16 protein-coding genes are annotated in these 20,847 nt (G+C 40.5%); 8 read left to right on the top strand and 8 right to left on the bottom strand.

Annotated elements, in window-relative coordinates:
* Positions 1-125 precede the first annotated feature (125 nt).
* From gatC to gatB, 3 genes are read left to right on the top strand one after another with little or no spacing between them, the layout of a single operon-like run.
* Positions 126-440 (top strand): Asp-tRNA(Asn)/Glu-tRNA(Gln) amidotransferase subunit GatC, encoded by a 315-nt coding sequence (gene gatC, locus F897_RS06815; protein ID WP_005234479.1) that lies wholly within the window; start codon positions 126-128, stop codon positions 438-440.
* Between the two features lie 52 nt (positions 441-492).
* A complete protein-coding gene (gatA, locus tag F897_RS06810) occupies positions 493-1,971 on the top strand; it encodes an Asp-tRNA(Asn)/Glu-tRNA(Gln) amidotransferase subunit GatA (RefSeq protein ID WP_005234478.1) in 1,479 nt (492 codons plus the stop codon).
* Positions 1,971-3,446: an Asp-tRNA(Asn)/Glu-tRNA(Gln) amidotransferase subunit GatB gene (gene gatB / locus F897_RS06805; RefSeq protein WP_005234476.1), complete on the top strand. Its 1,476-nt coding sequence runs from the start codon at positions 1,971-1,973 to the stop codon at positions 3,444-3,446. The genes gatA and gatB overlap by 1 nt, the downstream gene beginning before the upstream one ends.
* A gap of 40 nt (positions 3,447-3,486) precedes the next feature.
* Here gatB and F897_RS06800 read toward each other — a convergent pair whose 3' ends face one another.
* Both F897_RS06800 and F897_RS06795 read right to left on the bottom strand, forming a co-directional pair.
* Positions 3,487-4,440, bottom strand: a complete 954-nt coding sequence (locus F897_RS06800; protein WP_005234474.1) for a DUF4231 domain-containing protein — start codon at positions 4,438-4,440, stop codon at positions 3,487-3,489.
* Complete coding sequence (locus F897_RS06795; RefSeq protein WP_005234473.1) at positions 4,437-4,850, bottom strand: TIR domain-containing protein; 414 nt, start codon at positions 4,848-4,850, stop codon at positions 4,437-4,439. The genes F897_RS06800 and F897_RS06795 overlap by 4 nt, the downstream gene beginning before the upstream one ends.
* A gap of 951 nt (positions 4,851-5,801) precedes the next feature.
* Between F897_RS06795 and yddG the strand changes: the two genes are divergently transcribed.
* A complete protein-coding gene (gene yddG / locus F897_RS06785; protein ID WP_005234471.1) occupies positions 5,802-6,737 on the top strand; it encodes an aromatic amino acid DMT transporter YddG in 936 nt (311 codons plus the stop codon).
* Between the two features lie 42 nt (positions 6,738-6,779).
* On the opposite strand, the gene F897_RS06780 is transcribed toward yddG, so the two are convergent.
* From F897_RS06780 to F897_RS06765, 4 genes are all read right to left on the bottom strand, one after another.
* Positions 6,780-7,274 (bottom strand): hypothetical protein, encoded by a 495-nt coding sequence (locus tag F897_RS06780; RefSeq protein WP_005234469.1) that lies wholly within the window; start codon positions 7,272-7,274, stop codon positions 6,780-6,782.
* Positions 7,275-7,427: 153 nt separating this feature from the next.
* On the bottom strand, positions 7,428-9,476 hold the full coding sequence (locus F897_RS06775) for a M13 family metallopeptidase (protein WP_005234467.1): 2,049 nt from the start codon (positions 9,474-9,476) through the stop codon (positions 7,428-7,430).
* A gap of 194 nt (positions 9,477-9,670) precedes the next feature.
* Complete coding sequence (locus F897_RS06770; RefSeq protein WP_224213986.1) at positions 9,671-11,380, bottom strand: M13 family metallopeptidase; 1,710 nt, start codon at positions 11,378-11,380, stop codon at positions 9,671-9,673.
* A gap of 481 nt (positions 11,381-11,861) precedes the next feature.
* Positions 11,862-12,845 (bottom strand): hypothetical protein, encoded by a 984-nt coding sequence (locus tag F897_RS06765; protein ID WP_005234463.1) that lies wholly within the window; start codon positions 12,843-12,845, stop codon positions 11,862-11,864.
* A gap of 645 nt (positions 12,846-13,490) precedes the next feature.
* Between F897_RS06765 and F897_RS17000 the strand changes: the two genes are divergently transcribed.
* A protein-coding gene (locus F897_RS17000; RefSeq protein WP_122959108.1) for an IS3 family transposase occupies positions 13,491-14,713 on the top strand; the annotation gives its coding sequence in 2 pieces (ribosomal slippage) (positions 13,491-13,827 and positions 13,827-14,713; 1,224 coding nt in all).
* 62 nt (positions 14,714-14,775) lie between these two features.
* Here the strand turns inward: F897_RS17000 and sbmA are convergent.
* Positions 14,776-15,969, bottom strand: a complete 1,194-nt coding sequence (gene sbmA / locus F897_RS06750) for a peptide antibiotic transporter SbmA (protein ID WP_005234460.1) — start codon at positions 15,967-15,969, stop codon at positions 14,776-14,778.
* Between the two features lie 514 nt (positions 15,970-16,483).
* Between sbmA and F897_RS06745 the strand changes: the two genes are divergently transcribed.
* The 3 genes from F897_RS06745 (at position 16,484) to F897_RS06735 (ending at position 19,515) form a co-directional block, all read left to right on the top strand.
* Complete coding sequence (locus F897_RS06745) at positions 16,484-16,678, top strand: hypothetical protein (protein ID WP_004783113.1); 195 nt, start codon at positions 16,484-16,486, stop codon at positions 16,676-16,678.
* Positions 16,679-17,246: 568 nt separating this feature from the next.
* Positions 17,247-18,089 (top strand): trehalose-phosphatase, encoded by an 843-nt coding sequence (gene otsB / locus F897_RS06740; RefSeq protein ID WP_005234458.1) that lies wholly within the window; start codon positions 17,247-17,249, stop codon positions 18,087-18,089.
* Positions 18,082-19,515 carry an alpha,alpha-trehalose-phosphate synthase (UDP-forming) gene (locus F897_RS06735; RefSeq protein WP_005234457.1) on the top strand — a complete coding sequence of 478 codons (1,434 nt, stop codon included), beginning with the start codon at positions 18,082-18,084 and terminating at the stop codon, positions 19,513-19,515. The genes otsB and F897_RS06735 overlap by 8 nt, the downstream gene beginning before the upstream one ends.
* A gap of 31 nt (positions 19,516-19,546) precedes the next feature.
* Here the strand turns inward: F897_RS06735 and F897_RS06730 are convergent, their stop codons facing one another.
* Positions 19,547-20,791 (bottom strand): MFS transporter, encoded by a 1,245-nt coding sequence (locus tag F897_RS06730; protein WP_004783121.1) that lies wholly within the window; start codon positions 20,789-20,791, stop codon positions 19,547-19,549.
* Positions 20,792-20,847: the final 56 nt, after the last annotated feature.

Genomic DNA, 20,847 nt, shown 5'->3' with positions numbered 1-20,847 from the left:
TTCTCAGTTAAACTTTATATGGACGCAAGGTGGCCACTTTAACTAAATGTGATGATTTGGACAAGTCAATCGCTTATCATAACGCATGATAATTTGAATTTTTTTAATACTGATTAGGTAATATTATGTCTACATCGGATGCACAGTCTTCTGCAGATTTAAATGCAGAAACAGTTTCAGCTATTGCCAACCTCGCAAGGTTATCTCTTAATGATACGCAATCTGCTGAATATGCTCAAAGTTTAAATAAAATTTTAGGCATGATGGAAACCCTGAAAGGCATCGATACTGACGGTGTTGAACCACTGAAAAGCCCTTTCGACCACCCACAGCCTTTACGTGAAGATGTCGTGTCGGAAAGCAATCATCGTGAGGAATACCAAGCAGTTGCACCTGCTGTACAGGACGGTTTGTACCTCGTCCCACGCGTGATTGAGTAATTACCACCCAGTTCATTCTTTTTATTAAATTAAACGTAAAGAATTATTTCTCATGACAGATTTACACCGCTTATCCATTCGTGAACTGACTGAAGGTTTGGCAAATGCTCAATTTTCATCCCGCGAATTGACTCAACACTATTTAAAACGCATCGAAAAAATTGATGCACAGGTCAAGGCTTATGTGACCGTGACTGCTGAACAGGCATTGGCTCAAGCTGATGCTGCCGATGCTGCAATCAAAGCCGGCAATGCCACTGCCCTGACTGGCGTGCCCATTGCGCATAAAGATATCTTCTGTACCCAAGGCATTAAAACCACTGCCGGTTCTAAAATGCTGGACAATTTTATCTCTCCTTACGACGCGACCGTTGTAGCGAAAGGTAAAGCTGCGGGCTTAGTCACACTTGGTAAAGTGAACATGGATGAATTTGCCATGGGTTCAACTTCCGAGTCTTCTTATTTTGGCGCGACCAAAAACCCTTGGGCATTAGATCACGTTCCAGGCGGTTCTTCAGGTGGTTCTGCTGCGGTTGTGGCTGCTGATCTAGCACCTTTTGCAACCGGTACGGATACCGGTGGTTCAATCCGTCAACCAGCATCTTTTTGTGGTCTGACTGGTCTAAAACCGACTTATGGCCGTGTATCACGTTTTGGTATGATCGCGTATGCATCATCTCTAGACCAAGGCGGCCCTATGGCACGTTCGGCTGAAGACTGTGCTTACCTGATGAATGTGATGGCCGGTCACGATGCTAAAGATTCAACATCAATGGACAAAGATGTTGATGACTACGTTGCTAACCTGAACGGTACTTCTGTAAAAGGTCTGCGCATTGGTATTCCAAAACAGTACTTCAATGTTGAAGGTCTGGATGCAGACGTGAAAGCACGCGTTGAAGAATCACTGAAAAAACTGGAAGAAATGGGCGCAACTCTGGTTGAGATTGATCTCAACATGACTGAAGCTTATGTTCCAACTTACTACCTGATCGCACCTGCAGAAGCATCTTCGAACCTGTCTCGTTATGACGGTGTGCGTTATGGCTACCGTTGTGAAGAGCCAAAAGATCTTCTCGATCTTTACAAACGTTCTCGTTCAGAAGGTTTCGGTGCTGAAGTTCAGCGTCGTATCCTGATTGGTACCTATGCCCTGTCTGCCGGTTATTACGATGCTTATTATGTGAAAGCACAGAAAGTACGTCGTTTAATCCAGCAAGACTTCTTGAAAGCATTTGAATCTGTAGACGTCATCGCTGCGCCTTCTGCACCGACTACTGCATACCGTATCGGGGCAAACCTGTCTCCGGTTGAAATGTACCTAGGTGACATCTATACCATCGCGGTAAACCTTGCAGGTCTTCCTGCGATTAACGCGCCTGTTGGTTTTGACAATGACAACTTACCGGTTGGCTTACAGCTGATTGGTAATTACTGGTCAGAATCACAACTCTTGTCTGTCGTGCATCAGTATCAACAAGCGACTGACTGGCACACCAAACGCGCTGCAATTGCTGAGGAGAATGCATAATGGCTAAAAACGCTGCTAAACCAAAATCTAACCTGATTGACGGTTGGGAAGTCGTTATTGGTATCGAGATTCACACTCAGCTTGCGACTAAATCTAAAATCTTCTCTGGTTCATCAACTGAATTTGGTAATGATCCAAACACTCAGGCGAGCCTTGTAGACCTTGCGATGCCGGGCGTATTGCCAGTACTGAACAAAGAAGTCGTTGATCTTGCGATTCGCTTTGGTCTGGGGATCGATGCGTATATCGATCAGGCTTCTGTATTTGCACGTAAAAACTACTTCTACCCGGATTCTCCAAAAGGCTACCAGATCAGCCAGATGGATAACCCGATTGTAGGCTTGGGTCATATCGACATCCAGCTTGAAGACGGCACAGTAAAACGCATTGGCGTGACTCGTGCGCACCTTGAGGAAGATGCAGGTAAATCGATTCATGACCAGTTCGAAGGTATGTCAGGTATCGACTTAAACCGTGCAGGTACACCGTTACTTGAAATCGTATCTGAGCCAGATATGCGTTCGGTTGAAGAAGCGGTTGCCTACATCAAGGCGATTCATACGTTAGTACGCTGGTTAGGTATTTCTGACGGTAACATGGCAGAAGGTTCGTTCCGTGCCGACTGTAACGTGTCTTTACGTCGTCCGGGTCAACCGTTCGGTACACGTTGTGAATTGAAAAACTTGAACTCATTCCGTTTCATTGAGCAAGCGATCAATGTTGAGATTGAACGTCAAATGGAAATTCTGGAATGGGACGGCACTATCGACCAAGAAACTCGTCTGTTCGACCCTGTGAAGATGGAAACCCGTTCAATGCGTTCTAAAGAAGAAGCGAATGATTACCGCTACTTCCCTGATCCAGACTTGTTGCCTGTGGTGATTCCAGATGCGCAAATCGAAGCGATTAAAGCGCAAATGCCTGAGCTTCCTGCTGCTCGTCGTGCGCGTTTCGTGGCGGACTTTGGTGTGACTGAGTATGATGCTCACGTACTGACACTGACTCGTGAAATGTCAGAATTTTACGAAGAAGTGGTGAAAGCTGCTGGCGGTGCTGCACAAGGTAAGATTGCTGCAAACTGGGTGATGGGTGAATTCTCAGGGGCGCTAAACAAAGCAGGCTTAGAACTTACTGACTCTCCTGTTTCTGCTGAGAAACTTGGTGGCATGATTGCACGTATTGTGGACAACACCATTAACGGTAAGATTGCGAAGCAAGTATTTGGCTTTATGTGGGAAGAAGGCAAAACTGCGGACGAGATTATTGCGGAAAAAGGCTTGAAACAGGAAACTGATACAGGCGCAATTGAAGCAATCATTAAGGAAGTGCTTGCTGCGAACGAGAAGATGGTTGAAGAGTATAAATCTGGTAAAGAGAAAGCTTTTAACGGTCTTGTTGGTCAAGTGATGAAAGCTGCGAAAGGTAAAGCCAACCCTGCACAAGTCAATGAATTGATGAAAAAATTGATTGGTTGATACTAATTAGTTTTAAAAAAACCCGCAAAAGCGGGTTTTTTTAAAACTTTTTCCGGGCAACCCATTGAGTATGTTCTCTAGAAAAAGCTTGCTCAGCAGAATCTACAAAGCGTTCAAATTCATCTGGGTCATCACCTAATAATGACAATTCTTCAGCTAGTTTCTGAATTTCATGTGCTGTTAAAATATATGAACTAGCTAACTCTCCATGCTTTTTAATTTGAACCCAACCTATTAAAGCAGTAATTAATACTAAAATTGGTTCAACATTACTATACCAATCAGTACTTAATATATATTTAGACGCAATTAATATCATCGAAATCAGATATAATACTATTAATCCAACTATAGTAATCATCCAATTTCTATTAGCTTTTTTATTAAAACTTGCTTTCTTTGCATACCATAATTTTTGGTCTTGAATCCTATACTTTAAATAAAATTCTTTTTTCTCTTCCAAAGTATACAATCTAATCGCTTTCATTGAATCAGTAATTGCACTATTGTGAACTAAGTCTGTTTCTGCAATAGGCGCAATCGAAGCAAAATCATTAACTTCCTTTATTTCCTCTAATCTGTTTAGAAACTCTTGCGTAGAAATTTTTTCGTCGTTTTTTATAGACTTATCATTAAATGGCGAACTACCCATTACATAACGCCAAGTAATTGTCTTTACAGATTCAGCTAAAGCTCTTGCTCGATACCAAGTTTGTTCAGGTTTTATAAAGTGTCGGTAAAGCTGACTAAATAGTAGTGCGCAGACAAGCACAAATGTCCAAACAAAATATATAACTTCAAATTTCATTAAAGCAGTAATTGCCGTAATAAAAAGAAAAAAGTATTCAACTCTAATCAAATTTAGGTATTTATCTTGAGCTTTTTGAGAAACATCGCTTGCACAGTCATATAAGCCAGGAAATTTTAACTTGAAATTTTCTAGTTCATCCGAGGGGTTTTTCCGATGGAAAAATTTGAAAAAGAAAGCCTTCACGCAGACTTCCTCTGTTCAATTAATTCACTAATTGCTGATGTAATACTTTTACTATTCCAATTCACCACTTTATCCGCCGCAAGTATTACTTTCACAGGCGTTCTTTCAGCACCCCAAGGTCTGATTGCTACTATTGGTTTACCCATTCGAATAGCCTCATCAATTTCATATTGAATCCAATCACTATGATTTGCATACATCCCTGCCAAAATAATAACGCATTGAGCATAAGCAATTTGTCTAGTTAATTGTTGTCGTAGCTGCGCATTAGTCATACCATCAAATGCATCATCTTCAGGTACAGAACTGTTAGTCCATTCAAAATCAGGATCATCATTTAAAAACTTAACAGCTCGACAATACTTTTCACTATATTTCCAAGAATGGCTAATGAATAAACGGTGTGGCATTGTTATAAAGTCCTATAATTTTGTTGTATAAATACTAATTTGTGATTATTTTTTGTATTTCAATGATTCAGTTTGTAACTTTATATTTCACAAAATATGATCATCAAAAAAGTATCCACCATCACCAAACTCGAAGACTTAGGACGTATCCAACTTTCAAAGTCCTTTTTATGCGTGACTTTTTCCCCTCACCCTAAGGGAGAGGGAGTATTCATTGTGAAGTGATTGGTAGTTCCCTCTCCTTTTAGGAGAGGGCTAGGGAGAGGTCTTTAAAAACAAGCACAAATGATGAGCAGCATTGCTGCTAAAGGGAGAGGTAAATATTTAAATTTCAAAATTTTAGTCTTAAAATCAACACAACACTTCACATCAAAAACAACATGACCATCAAAAAAGTATCATCCATCGCCAAACTCGAAGACTTAGAACTTACCAAAGTTAGCTAATCCCTCTAAATCTCCCTTTAAGAAAGGGAGACTTTGTCATGTGATTAAAATGATACACGGTGTTCCCTCTCCTGAGCGAGTTTTAAAGCATTGTTTTTAAAACGAAGCGTAAGAAAGGATGAGAGCTAGGGAGAGGATTTAAAACATGCTATAAAATCAAAAAACAAACCGAAGAAAAACAAAAACATGTCAAATTACATTATCTTACTTAGCATTATCCTGATCATTCTTGTGTTTATCATTGGCGCATATCAGTCAAGAAGACGTAAATCTATCAAACCACGTACACTCACAGCCAGAGAAAGCAAACTAGCCAACCTTGCCGATGGTATCGAGCTAATTTTCACACCCATTTTTTGGATCATTAAACTCATGATCGGGATATTCAAATCATAAAGCGGTTATTAACGATTTTTTTGAATTTGATCATAAAATCGTGTCTGTCCCATATTGAAAATCACTCAACAGGAATACAATCTGCACATTCTCCCATCCCGCCCTTATCATGTCGAAAAATCTCGCTACGCTGATTGGCTTAAGTGCCATTTTACAGTGGTCGTCTATCGTGGGGTTACTCAAAAAAATCAGTTTTAGTATTGGACCTGACCTGGCTGTACTCATGATGTATAGCTTAAGCACCCTGCTCTTACTGGCTGTTTTTGGCGTTCCCAAACTCAAAACCATACCCAAATTTTATCTGCTGAGTGCAGCTGCATTATTTCTGGTGTATGAAATCTGCTTTGCCTATGCCGTAGCACTTGCACAAACTGCACAGCAAGCCATTGAAATTAGTTTAGTGAATTATCTGTGGCCCAGTATGACCATTGCCATGCTGATTTTATTTCATGAACTAAAATTTCACAGCTTAGTAGTGGTAGGGCTCAGTATTAGTCTGGCAGGTATTTTTTATATCCAGACGGGCAACGGCGATATTCATTTAGCAACCGTCATTCACAATATACAAGGCAATCCGACCAGTTATATATTGGCATTTATTGGGGCGAGTTTATGGTCGCTATATTGTGTATTTACCAAAAAATACAGCCAAGGACATAACCCGATCGTGTTCTTTTTCGCGATGGTAAGTGTGGTTCTCTGGAGCAAGACGCTGCTGTTAGATCCCGAACAACTACCACAACTTCTTAATATTGACTTGAATATCATGCTGTATATGTTACTGGTGTCAGTCGTAACTGGCTTGGGTTATGCAGCCTGGAATATCGGGATTAACCAAGGCAATATCGCGATGCTGGTCGCATTGTCTTATTTTAGCCCGATTTTTTCGTCTGTCATTTCCATGTGGGTACTGAATACCAGTCTATCCCACACCTTTTGGATCGGCACGATGATGGTTACCTTAGGTTCATTTATTTCCTGGCTGTCGACCAACTGGGATAAAATTCGAGGTCGGCTGTTTCCAGGTAAGCTTTATAAAACTTAAACCACGTTTTTACGGTTTAAGTTTTATTGCATCTGCAATTAATTAACGGGTGATGCCTAGTTTATTCCACACGTCAGGGGTCAAAAACGTCGTGACCAGTTTGCTCATATCGATATATTTGAGTACGCCACTTAGCTGACTTTTGATTTCCGGATTTTTCAGTATTTCCTCACCTGTAACCCGCCCAAGCTCCTGGAAACTTTCGCCCACTGCTTGTACTCCTTCAGCCTGAATGACCGCTTTGGTTTGGGTTGGACATTGCTCAACCAGAATCCGCTGTAAAACCGTCGCTAAATTTCTGTCGAGCGTTTCCTTTTGAGTTGCGGTTACATTGCTAAAAGCTTTCAGATCGGGATGATTACCCAATGCCACAAAGGTCCATTGCAAGACTGTGGTTTTATCAGTGGCTGTCGTGGATTTCATCAAACAGTCACTAAGCTGATCAACCGTTGGACCGGCTGTCACAATCTGAGTTGTACCCAGTAATGCTGTGGTCATGAAGACTGCCCGAAGACCAGATAAAACTTTAAAACCCATAATCTTTCCTTTTTCACCCGTTCAAACTGCTTGAACAATGCAGTTTCTTTGTAGCATGTAAAAGGTTGGAAAACCTGTAGAGCTCTGTAACCTGAGAGATAAAAAAATCCCGACATCAGTCAGGATTTTTGGAATCGAATGAGGAAATCAGACTTACCAGATTTTTACCCGTTTATCTTCTTCCAGATACATCGGATCTTCTTGCTTGACGCTAAAGGCTTCATAGAAAGGTTTCTGGTTAAGTAAAGTGGCACGACCACGAATGGCTGCTGGTGAATGCGGGTCTGTTTTTAATAGCTGCAATGCCAGTTCTGGACGAACTTTGGCACGCCATGCTTGCGTCCAGCCAATATAGAAACGCTGATCTCCAGTATATCCATCAATCACCGGAGCAGGCTTTCCATTAAGAGACAATTTATAAGCTTCATAGGCAATCGCCAGACCTGAGTTATCGGCAATATTTTCACCTAAGGTCAGTTCACCATTGACATGATAGCCCGGTATCGCTTCATAAGCATTATATTGCTCGACCAGAGCTTTGGTTTTTTCCTTGAACTTTTTATCGTCTTCTTCTGTCCACCAGTTCTTCATGTTGCCATCTGCATCAAAGCGGCTGCCCTGATCATCAAAGCCATGACTAATTTCATGTCCAATTACTGCCCCGATTGCCCCATAGTTCACGGCATCATCGGCATTCATATCAAAGAATGGCGGCTGTAAAATCGCAGCAGGGAAAACAATTTCATTGCCCATCGGGTTGTAGTAAGCATTTACCGTTTGCGGCAGCATATGCCATTCTTCACGATCGACCGGTTTGCCCAGTTTATCCAGCGCGATGTCATAATTGAAACTGTTGGTACGACGCAGATTACCAATCAGGTCGCCATCTTTAATTTCCAGCTTGCTGTAGTCACGCCATTTATTTGGATAGCCGATTTTCACTCTAAAGCTTTTCAGCTTACGGTGTGCCTGTGCTTTGGTTTCTGCACCCATCCAGTCCAGTTTTTCCAGATTCTGTTCAAATGCCAGCAGCAGGTTTTCTACCAGTTTTTCCATGCGCTGTTTCTGTTCAGGCTGGAAATGTTTTGCGACATAGACTTGTGCCAGACTTTCACCGAGTACCGCATTGGTCATATCAACCCCACGTTTCCAGCGTGCCCGTTGCTCGGTCACACCGCGTAAGGTTTTGCTGTACATTTCAAAGTTTGCATCAGCAAATTCCTGACTTAAGTAAGGTGCAGCACCATCAATCAGATGGAATTTGAAATAGGTTTGCCATACATCGAGGGGTGTGCTACTTAAAATCTTGTTTAAATCTTCAAAATAACTTTTTTGCGCCACAATTACGGTTTTGGTTTTTTTGTCTAAACCCGTTGCTTTAAAGTAGGTTTTCCAGTCAAATTCTGGCACCAGGCTTTTGACGTCTTTCAATGTATAGATGTTATACATTTTTTCGAGATTACGGTTCTGCACGTTATCCCACTGAATTTTGGCAATTTCAGTTTCTAACTTCAGAATAGATTGTGCATGTGCAGCCGCTTCTGCTTCCGTTTCACCCGAGAGCGTCAACAGCTTAGCAATATGTTTAACATAGGTTTCACGGGCACTTTTCAGTTTTTCATCGTCTTTTAAATAGTAGTCACGATCTGGTAAGCCCAAACCACTTTGACCTAAAAACACCGCCATTTGATCAGACTTTTTCAAGTCAGGCATCACGCCAAATTCAAAAGGCGTACTGACACGGTTTTTTGCATAGTCTGCAAGCAATAAAGTAAAATCTTTCTTGCTTTTCATGGCCTCAATTTTGGCGATATCTGCTTTTAGCGGCTGGATGCCTTTTGCATTTAAAGTTTCCGTGTCCATAAAGCTGGCATACAAGCTCCCCACTTTCTGCTCATTGCTGCCATATTCCGATTTAGTTTTCGCCAGCTCTTCCACAATGTCATGTAATTGCTGGGTCGAATTTTCACGCAAAATTGTGAATGCACCCCAGTTTGGCATATCAGCTGGAATTTCCTCATGCTCTAACCAGTGCCCATTTACATGCTGATAGAAGTCCTGTTGTGGTGCGATTTTTTTATCAAAATGTTGAAGATGAATCCCCGAGCCAAGTGCTGCAATAGCGGTTTGATCTGAAGCATAATTTGCAGAGGAAACCGCTAATAAAGCACTTACCAATGCGGTTTTTAGAAAAATTTTCAAAGCTTGCTATCCTCGCGCTTCACTGCGCAGTTGAATTTATCAATACGTGTTGACCTAATAATCAAACACTTAAATCTTTATAAGCAGCATATATGCCAATTTTTAAACTGGTCTTGGCTCTGCCTGCTGGTTGTTTAGATAAAAAAATAGGCCTGTCTCTTTTCAGATAAACAGAGCTGTTTTTTTAAATCCTGTTACCAGATGGAGATTCGTTTTTCAGGTGATAAATACATCTTGTCCCCTTCTTTAATCTCAAAAGCTTCATAGAAACTTTGCTGATTGCGGACAGCGCCATTGCCACGCACATGACCAGGTGCATGGCTAGCAAGGTTTAGGCTATTTAACAAATATTCAGGATTACTTTTACTACGCCAGACTTGTGCCCAGCCTATATAAAAACGCTGATCTCCACTAAAGCCATCAATGACAGGTGCTGGCTGACCCTTGAGCGATAACTTGTAAGCCATATGAGCGATCCCTAAGCCCAAGTTGTCAGAGATATTTTCACTTTTATTTAATTCCGCATTCACCTTATGCCCTGGGAGAGCTTCGTATTGTTTATATTGCTCGACTAAGGCTTTGGTGCGTTCATTGAATTTTTTACGGTCGTGCTCGTTCCAGGTTTCTTCACCCTTGCCTTTGGCATCAAAGCGGCTTCCTCTATCGTCAAAACCGTGGCTAATTTCATGTGCGATAACAGCCCCTATAGCACCATAATTCACTGCAGGATCATGACTATCATCATAATAAAATGGCGCCTGCCAGATGGCCGCAGGTAATACGATTTCATTGAGCTTGACGTTATAGTAAGCATTGGCTGTTTGTGGCGACATGTGCCAGGCTTCTGGATCAATCGGCTCTCCCACCTGATCCAGTTCACGCTGGTAATTGAATAGCCGGGTCCGCTGGATATTACCAATCAGATCATCCTTACGAATCTCTAGGGCTGAATAATCCCGCCATGTTTTCGGATAACCGATTTTAATATTGATGCTGTCAAGTTTATGCCGTACTTGTTTTTTGGTATCCGAACCCATCCAGTCCGCCTGATCGAGTTTCAGATGAAAGGCTTTACGGACGTTTTCTACCATTTCCTGCATGGCCGGGCGCTGGCTTTCATTAAAGTGCTTTTCTACATAGAGCTTGCCAAGCACATTACCTAAAATACCGTTAGTGAGTTCCAGAGCGGACTCTTTCCGTGGAGAACGTGCTTGTACACCCTCTAGCGTTTTTTCATAAAATTCAAAATGATGATTTTGAAAAACTTCTGTTAAAAATGGTGAATAACTATTGATCAGGTTGAATTTCAAATAGGTTTGCCAGGTTTCAATTGGAACGACCTTCCATAACTGATCCAGCTGACGCAAATAATTAATCTGCGAGATCGCAACCTCTTTTCTTGCACCTTTTAAGCCCAGTTCTGAGAAATAATTCATCCAGTCAAAAGAAGGCATATAGTTAATGATATTTTTAGTCTCAACGAGATAGGTTCTCACCTCATCATTGCGTAGCTCCACAGCGGACCAGCTAATTTTTGCCAGTGCCTTTTCCAAAGCCAGGATAGTGCGAGCATCTTCAATCCGCTGCAGGTCTTGTTGCAATGCCTCAAGCCCAAGTTGTTCCAGCCGATCGGTATCCATATAACTGGCATAGAGATCTGCGACCTTTTGTTCATTGCTACCTTGCGGATACTGTTTTTTAGCCAGCTCATTAAAAATGTCAAATAACTGCTGGGTTGATTTCATACTCACTTCAGCAAATGCACCCGACAATGCCTGATCTTCTGGAATCTTTGCGGTTTTCAGCCAGTTTCCATTCACGAATTGATAAAAATCCTGCTTTGGATCAACCGTCCGATCAATCGCCTTCAGATCAATTGCCGATTTTAATGAAGTTGTACTCACTGCATAACTCACAGACGAATGTAGAAATGCACCCACAAGAATCAAATGACTTAAAATATGTTTTCTCAAGCGATAAATCTCATTATTGTGTATGTTAAAAATCAATTAGTTTTTCTTGCTCAGTCCATAAGCACAAGACTGATAATTTTTAAGCAAAAGATATACCAATAATTTCTAGAATATGCCGTTGAATTAGCTTGTATTTAACAGGAGATATAGAAGAGAAAATCTGAGATGGCGATGGGAGATTCACTGTGAAATAAGGTTCGATTTGCAACCTAGTACTAATTAATTTTTATTCCTATCAATAGGATAACTATTTATCTTCTATCATTGTTATTCAAAAGAAAAATATTATTTTTAAGTTCGCCTATGCTTAAGAAATACTTTTTTCAATATCACCAATCCTTAAAGTAGATGACTTTTCATGTGCATCTACTCTGCTAAATAAATGATCAAACTGCATGTGAAAATAATAGACTTATTTTAACTGTCTCAACTTATTCTTCGCCCCAGTATGGTTATAGTTGGTGGCCAGATTCTGCAGTACTCGTTTGGCCTGGACCTTGGAATTTGGAATACGGTTAGCATAGACTGGAATACTGCTTAAACAGCGTGCCACTAACATACCTGATTCAGTATAGACACGTGTTCCTTCTGTACCCTGTAATTTGCCATAGTTATAGGCACGCTGGGCATTATTGCAGGCATTGTTCAGGTTCTTACCGCTATTGATATCACGACGTGCAGCTACATACAATTTCATCTGTTGCTGTTGTGGCGTTTCGATACTAGTTGTACGAGCAGCAGGGACAGCAACCACTGTCGGTTCAACAGCAGGTATTTTTATTTCTTTCTTATCGGCTTCTTTTTTATCTAATTCCTTTTTCTCATCTTTGACTGAGGTTTTGGCTGCATTCTTCTCGACAATTTTATTAGACTTAGTCGTAGTCTTATGGCCCTGATAGAAATGACGCGCTTCAGCTGGGCTTTGAAGTTTGCTCAGGATCCGGACTACACGGGTAGTATTATTCTTATCTAGCTGACGTTCAGCAATCGGCTCAATAGAAACAATCCAGTTTTGCCCTTGAGGCATTGTACATTGATAGGCACCAATGCCTTGGGTGACATAACGGTTTTTGCTTAAACGGTTCTTCTGGGCAGAATCTTTTACTGAAGCTAACTGGCTTTTGTATAACAGAGAAAACTTGCCGCCCTGTTCATGACAGTACTGGCTTAAAGTGGTTCGTGGATAGAGGGATTGTGGCTCTAAATGCTGCTTGGATTTTTCCCATGAATAAACATATTCTTTTGCCGAACCGTCAGCTTGATTCAGGTTTCTTTTAACGATCAGTTCTTGAGGACTTGCATAAGGATGCTGCATATCTGATTTCATTTGCTGAATACTGTTACATCCAGCCAGACTTGCTACACATATTGTTGGAATTATTAATTTTAGCTTCACTGCTTATCTCCCCCCAGGCCTCTATAACATATAGCAAATATGCTAAAACAACAATCTCAACAGATTGATAAATATAAAAATATAGTGAGAACTATCACTAAAAATGGGAAATAGAGTGCCTAATTCATCTAGCTTAAAGCCCAAATAAATTGATCAAATTAACATTCTTCAATATCAATAAATACGCTGGATTACTCATCAATTGAAAGATGAAGCAGTAGAAAAAAGATATAAAAAACCGAAGAAACAGATCAGTTCTCCGGTTACTCATTCAACAAAAATTAGAGATATTATTATCATGGACAATAACGGCAATTATGCTCTCTATCGCTGTCTGAATGAGATTATAATTTGAATAATTTCCTTTACGTACACTAATTGTTTTTATACGCTATATTATTGGAAATTAAACACCACCCTGGCTGGCCTTTAAAATTCTAGACAAAAAAATAGCTTGAATACCCTAATACTGGGATGTTTGGGTACCACTCATCCTATTTTTTTGTACTTCTGCAGATCGTAATTTTCAATTTGATGTTGAATAAAAATTAATCAATAAAAAAGCCAAACCTATGCTGGTCTGGCTTTTAAAATTGTCTATGTGTCCCGTCCTGAAATAAGTTTACACCTTAAGAGACTTATTTTATGGAACATGCACAAGAACAACGAGTTAAACGCACACAACGTGATTATAGCTTCGCCTTTAAAATGATGGTTGTACATGAAGTAGAAAAAGGGCAAATTACTTATAAACAAGCTCAGGCAAAATATGGTATTCAAGGAAGATCAACTGTGCTGGTATGGTTACGCAAGCACGGACAACAGGACTGGACTTCGAATATGCCGACTTCTTCTAAACGCCAATTAACCCCCCAACAACGAATCCGCCAATTAGAAAAGCAGTTAGCCGCAGAAAAGCTTAAAACTGAATTTATTCAGGATGTGATTTATCACATTGATAAAGAATGTGGGACTGATCTTGGAAAAAAGTATACCGAGCACGTTTCAAAGATTGGCAAAGCCAAAGAAGACTAAGCGTTTCACGTTATTGTCAGTGGTTGGGAATCACCCGACAAGCTTATTATCAAGCAGAAAAACGTGCTCAAATGACTGCACAAGCAACTGAACAAATACTTGAGTTGGTTATGGAATATCGTTGTCTCATGCCAAGTATCGGAACACGTAAGCTGTATTGGCTTATTAAAGGCAAATTGTTGCAGCGTGGTTTAAAGTGTGGACGGGATCAGTTATTTAAAATATTGAAAGAGCATAATTTATTGATTCGCCCCAAGCGTCGCTATACAAAAACTACGGATAGCAAGCATTGGATGAAGAAGCATCCAAATTTATTAAAGGATTATTCAGCAGTGCAAGCCAACGAAGTCTTTGTTAGTGATATTACTTATGTTGAGAGTGCTGAAGGCGTACATTATTTATCCTTAGTGACAGATGCTTATACCCGTCAGATTAAAGGTTATAAGTTATCGAATGATATGCGTGCGGAGAATGTTGTGCAGGCTCTACATATGGCGATGCAGCATGTGACGGATCGAGCGACAAGGATGATTCATCATTCAGACAGAGGCTCTCAGTATTGCTCTGAACTATATCAATCGGCATTACGCCATTATGGGGTATGTCCTTCTATGACAGATGGAGGAGACTGTTACCAGAATGCATTAGCAGAGCGGATTAATGGAATATTAAAGCAGGAGTTTTTAATTACACGATGTCAAACCATGAAGGAGTTAGATCACTTAATTGCGGAATCTATTATGATTTATAATTGCTATAGACCACATTTAAGTTTAAATATGAACACCCCGAATCAGACGTATGAGCAAACTAAAACCGAGCTAATTGCTTAACTCGGTTTGAAGTGGAATACTGTCAATCTATTTCAGGACAAGACAATGAATATAAGAAAAAATTAATCGAGATGGGATTCAAATGCTTTCAAACGTTTATAGATGGAGAGCAATTCAATAATCGTAGGCCAGGATAAAATCAGATACTGGAAAGACTCACGAACCTTACCGAAAACATTCAGGATCTGCATCATCAAACCGAGTGTAATCGTACCCGCGGCAATACTTGGAAACAAAATAAATAATCCGTAAATATTGTCCAGTTGTAGATACCAGATACGAACCATATTGAAATAGGCATAGTGGAAATATAGCCGGAAATAATTCTTACGTACCCGGCTAAACAGTTCTTGCAAGGTGAGCGGGTGAGCACGGTCAACATAATCTTCACCATAAACCAGCTCTTTACGATAAGCCGCTTCAACTTTCTGATTATTGAATTCCAGTCCAGGGAGTTTCATTCCGACAATCATTAAAATCACAGTTCCCATAACTGCCCAACCGATCGACGCCCACATTAATGCATGCGGTATTTCACCGACAATCGGCAGTACTTTTACATGACTCGATAATTCATACAGGATTGGCAGGAAAGCCATTAATAGCATCAGAGATTCAATAAGTGAGACACTCAGCTGTTCCGTAGTTTTGGCAAAACGCATGGTATCTTCCTGAATACGCTGTGACGCCCCTTCAATATGACGTAACTTTTCCCAATGCGCCGTATAGTAGTCATTCATCGCCGTACGCCAGCGGAATACATAATGACTGACAAAGAACAGGTTAAACACCGCCAGCGTGACATAGACCATGGCAATATAAATAAAGGTCAATGCACCTTGATATAATAGGCTGACATCTCCGCCCCCTTGGGTGAGCATATTCTGGATCTGGTCATAGAACGGGCTATACCATTCATTTAAGACGACATTAACCTGCACCCCAAACCAGATATTGAACAGGATAAAGGCCGAGCCCCACACGGACCAGCGCTGCCAGGGATGTTTCGCTTTAAAATACCAGAAGGTAGCGAATATCGCGGTACTTACAAAAAACCAGAGATAGAACCAGAGAAATTTTGGCGCCCAGAAACGGCTGATTCCTATCGGCATTTTAAGATCATGATAACCTTCAGTCATACCTAAATAGACACCCCAGCCTGATCCACCACTATGCCAAAGGCCAAGATTGATCAGAAACCACAGTACCAGACTACTAAAAAACCACACTGGTTGTGGAAAAAATGACTTAAACATTGGGGCTTAATTCTCCTTATAGATGTACGGGTCATCCAAATGACGCACAGTTTATTCTTATTTTCAGACTTTCAACGAACTGCAGCATAAATTTGCAATTCAATGTAAAAAATTACATACAAACACAAAATCGCTAAAGCCAAATTAATATCAGATTATATGATTCTTGCTTTAATATTAGCGCATAACGTATGCAATAGAATGAAGGAGATCATGACTGGCCTGTCAAAAAGTGACAAGTAGATATTGCGCTAGATTGACTATTTGACGCCGTTTGTCTTTTTCTCTTCTTTTCGTCGGTAAATGGACTAAAAATGTTCGGGTTTAAGAAACACAAATCGTTTGAAAATTAAATCTTAATTTTTAGCCCCTTAATTTACCGACTTAAGCGCTTTTTAAGAAAAAACTGATCGACTTGTTGACTTATGTCTCGGTTTTTCAAAAATTAGTTAAATTTGCAAAAATTATGTTAAGATTAAAAAACAGCGAAGTATCAATATTTGGGAATAAAAATATGGAAAGTTCTGTGATTGAATTACTTAAGCCAGTGACCTTGGAAAAGGAAAACTGTCACCCGATTATTTTTGAAGCTGGTACTGTTTTAAAAGTTGTGATGCAAACGCCTACCAGCCTTTTAGTTAGTAATGATGATGACTTTAACTTTACTATTCCATTGAAAGATGAGAACGATGTTTGGAGAGAGCTATAAGCACTCTGCTCTCCTCTTTATGGGGTTATGTCTACACCTAGTCTCTCAACGATATAACCCTAACTCTTCTATGTAGCACCAAGATTTTATAATTTATACTTCCTTTCAAAACCGGCTTTAATAAAAAATTAATAGGCTGCGCTATATTTCTATTTTATATTAAATGTGTTTTCAAATATTTCTAATTTAATGCCTATTATTTAATAGAAAGCTGATGAATTAATTTCTAGAAATATAAATCAAAACCATTTTTCACATTAAATAATCAAAAGAGTCTTATTTATAGGACTCAAAATTACTCAATCACTTAATATGCACAACCTTAAATATCATTATTAATATATTAAAAATCACTGAAAAATTATTTTACAAATATACAAAGAATATCAATCTTTCCTACTGAATATTTCCAAATTTTACAAAGTAACTTTACATGTCAAAAGTGTTTCTTTTCTGCGCCTAACGCCATTTTGAAAAATAGAATATGTTATAAAAATAATTAGATTAAAAATCACACAGTTTAACTCTAATTTTTAATCTACTTTATATCATGTACTTAGGTGGATTTATGTCAGACATACATAGGGAACAAAATTTAGAAGATTCATCTAGCTCATCTTATATATCGCCAAAGATGATTTTAAATGATTGCAACCTGAATATGGACTCAAATCAGGTTGTTTTATTTCTTGATATTGACGGAACAATCTCTGAATTTCACCCAGATCCAGATAAAAGTATAATTCATCCTGAAATTATAAATATATTGGAAAATTTACAACAATATATTCAGCTGATATTAGTTACTGGTCGTTCGATTTTACAAACACAAAAACTTATTCACCCTCTGCAATGGAATATCGCTGGATCACATGGTCTGGAATTAATCTATCAAGCTGATTTAAAGACATTAATCTCTTTAAATAAGCCGCAGCTACAAGCCCTAAAACAATATATTCAGGAACAGGCAGTTCAAATCCCTGATTTGCGGATCGAGGTTAAAGATTATTCTGTTGCGCTACATTTTCGTGAACATCCTCAACTAGAAGATCGCGTACATGCTTTTGCGCTGGAATGTCTCAACCAGTTTTCCGACTTTGAGTTAAAAGCTGGCAAGTATGTTTTTGAACTGGTGCCCAAAGGCGCCAATAAAGGTTCAGCGATTCAACAGATTATTCAGCAATACCATCTCACTGATCATTATCCCATGTTTATTGGTGATGACCTGACCGATGAAGCCGGATTCAAGGTCATTAATGCCCTTCACGGCTGCTCAATCAAAGTAGGCCTTGGCCAGACCCTAGCACGGTACAGACTGGAGAACGTCTCTCAAGTTCAGGCCTTCCTGAAAGAATTTTTAAATGTAATTGAAGTACAAGAACAACAACCATTGGAGAAATCACATGTCTAAACTCATTGTGTTATCAAACCGTGTGAATCTACCTAACCCAGAAAGTATGAAGGCTGGTGGATTGGCTGTTGCATTGCAGGATGCATTGCAAGATATAGGCGGTATCTGGGTTGGATGGAATAGCTCCAGAGTTGACCAGAACAAGGAACAGAAATTTCAGATTCTGAAACATCAGAATGTGGAATATCATACCAGTGCACTGAGCGAAGCCCAGTACCAGGGTTATTATTGTGGTTTTTCTAATAATGCCTTATGGCCATTAATGCATGACCAGCATCAACGTGTTGAATATCAGCCACAGGATTTTAAAACCTATAAAGATGTCAATTTGCGTTTTGCCAAACACCTGAAACAGGTGGCTTCACCGCATGACATCATCTGGATTCATGATTATCATTTCCTGAGTGTGGCCCATTACTGCCGTAAATTAGGCATGCGCAACCGGATTGGATTCTTCCTGCACATTCCTTTCCCGGAACTGAAACTTTGGCAAACACTGCCTCCTTACCAGGAACTGGCCCGGCATCTGGCAGATTTTGATGTCATCGGCCTGCAAACTCCACGCGATCAGGCCAACTGTATTGATTTCTTGGAACAGGTATTAAATATTCAGCATCGCAATGATGAAATCCTGAGTTATCAGTCTAAACGGATTTATGTGAAAGCTTATCCAATCGGTGTACATCCGGCACAAATTCAGAAGCAGGCTGCTGAGAGTCAAGTTACTGACCTGCCCTTTGATCTGGATAAAGCACATGCCCATAAGACCATTATTTCGGTTGACCGGATTGACTACAGTAAAGGGCTACTGGAGAAAATTCATGCATTCCAGGAGTTGCTGGATGAACAGCCTGAATTTAAAAATCAGTTCCAGCAATTACAGATTGCCTGCCCATGCCGACTGGATGTGAACAGCTATAAAAAACTCTATGAACAGTTCCAGGCTGCGGTGCAGAATTTAAACCATCAGCATGGCAATGCAAACTGGCTGCCTTTTGACTGTAGCTATGACACTTTAGGTCATGAAGCCCTGATGCAGCTCTACCGTAAGGCAGATATTTGCTGGGTGAATTCAATCCGTGACGGGATGAATCTGGTGGCCAAAGAATATATTGCTGCGCAAGACCCGCTTGATCCTGGCGTATTAATTCTGTCTAAATATGCCGGGGCTGCCGAGCAAATGAAAGAAGCCTTACTGGTCGATCCTTATGATCAGGACAGTATGGCCAAAGCCTTGAAAAGAGCCTTGCGTATGCCTAAGTCGGAACGTTTGGAACGTTACCGCTATTTACAGCAAGGCTTGAAGAATTTCGATATCATTCGCTGGCGTGATCAGTTCCTGTCTGATCTGAAAAAATCACAAAGCTTGCGAATTTATCGACCAGTGGCCAAAGGCATTTCGACCCAGTTCAATATGCATGCCTAAGGTCTGAAAAGCCTATAAAAAAACACCAGCTTTATGCTGGTGTTTTGTGATTTAGGCCGGCAATAAGACCTTCTGCTTTTTCTGATTCTTTGTGCCCAGCAGTTAGATGGTTCAGGATTACAATACTCATTAAAGCAACTGCGATGACTGTAAACACTAAACGTAAACCGATAATTTCACTACCGAAACCTACTAGCGCTGGTCCGATCAATGACCCGGTATAAGCAAATACCGATACATAGGATAATGCTACATGAGAAGCCATAGATTTTTGACGTCCTGCACGAGAGAACATCAATGGGACGATGTTAGCACTACCTAGACCCAAGATCGCATAACCAGTTAAAACGACTTGCCATACTGGTGCAAAGATCACCATAAATAAGCCTGCTGCAGCCAGCAAAGCACTTAGTAAGATAGTAGTTTTTTCACCCAAGCTTTGAATGATGAGATGACCGCTAAAACGTCCAAGCACCATCAAGCCAGCAAAGAAACTATAAGCCAGACCGGTATGCGCTGCAGGTACGTTAAACTGGGTTGCCAGATAAATACCGCTCCAGTCCATCGCTGCACCTTCAGACAGGAAGGATACAAAACAGATCAGGCCAATACCTAAAATTGCGAATGTTGGTAGCGCTTTTTTCGCAGGTTTTTCTATTGTAGTAGCCTCTTCTGTAGTTGATGACTGACCACTTAAGCAGAATGGAATTGCCAGCATCGTAATCGCAAGCAACATCACACTTACGACCAGTGCGCCAGTTAAAGGTGCCAGACCAAATCCCATTAACGTGGTCATGCCCAATACACCGACCAGGCCACCCAAGCTACATACGCCATGGAAACCCGACATCAAGCTTTTATCCATGAGTTTTTCAATCTGGGCAGCCTGAATATTTACGGTTACCCCCAAAGCACCAGCACTGGCGCCAAAGAAAAACAAGGTAATTGCCATCATCAAGCTGGTAGGACTAATCGCTAGCGCTGGCAAGATGAACAGAAATGCAGCCAGAATAACAGCCAGTACTGTACGGCAACCAAACTTGCTCGCCATACGACCTGCCAATGGCATGGCCAGCATTGAGCCAACTCCGGCACATAGCAAAAGTAAACCAAAGTCAGCATGGTTCAGCAATAAGCGCTGCTGCGCATAAGGAATTAATGGTGCCCAGGCAGCTGTACTAAAACCTAGACTAAAAAAACACAGTGCAGTGGCGATTTTCTGCCAGAGATACGGTGATGGAGACTGAAGACGAGAAATTAGCTGTGAATTTAACATTGTCATTCCAAAAGAAAGAGCTCAGGCATCCATTACCGATCATCCATAGAAAAACC

Origin of the sequence: Acinetobacter variabilis, from assembly GCF_000369625.1 — a bacterium.
Taxonomy (GTDB): Bacteria; Pseudomonadota; Gammaproteobacteria; order Pseudomonadales; family Moraxellaceae; genus Acinetobacter; species Acinetobacter variabilis.
The sequence above is the reverse complement of the archived record's forward strand: the minus strand, read 5'-3'. Positions and strand labels throughout refer to the sequence as shown.